Source organism: Facilibium subflavum (assembly GCF_003574485.1).
Taxonomy (GTDB): domain Bacteria; phylum Pseudomonadota; class Gammaproteobacteria; order Francisellales; family Francisellaceae; genus Facilibium; species Facilibium subflavum.
Genome location: NZ_QLIT01000360.1, coordinates 1 through 532, shown reverse-complemented (window position 1 = coordinate 532; position 532 = coordinate 1). Strand labels below are relative to the sequence as shown.

The window sequence follows — 532 nt, the reverse complement described above, 5'->3', positions numbered from 1 at the left end:
TATTCGTATCCACCCTCAATCAACAGTTTGTGATGCAAAGCTTAGTGGAACTTACGTAAATTGTATACTAGCATCGGGAGAAACTAGAGGCACTCATTATCATGAATCTGTAATGCTTGATGTTGATGGTAATATTGCAGAAGCTGGTGCAATGAATATTTTCATGGTAAAAGACAATGAAATTATAACAACTCCTCCAGGAACAATATTAAATGGAATCACTAGACAAATTATTATCCAAATAGCTAGAGATTTAGGTTATAAAGTTACAGAGCGCTTATATAAAGTAGATGAACTAATGAATGCTGATGAAGTTTTCTTATCAGGAACTGCTGCTGAACTAATCCCTGTTGGAAGTGTTGATGATAGTAAACTTAATGACTCAGACCATAAAATAACTAAGCAAATAAAAGAAGTTTTTGCAAAACTCAACAAAGGAGAGGCTTACAAAGACTTTTTAACATACATATAGGAGCATTAATTGATGGATAGAGATAAGAAGAAAGTTTATATTTTTGATACAACTCTTAGA

Annotated in this window: 1 protein-coding gene; it reads left to right on the top strand. The window is 32.5% G+C overall.

Annotated elements, in window-relative coordinates; translation table 11 throughout:
• The coding region (locus tag DNK84_RS13930; RefSeq protein ID WP_208123361.1) for an aminotransferase class IV at positions 1-472 on the top strand (472 nt) is incomplete at its 5' end.
• Positions 473-532 lie beyond the last annotated feature (60 nt).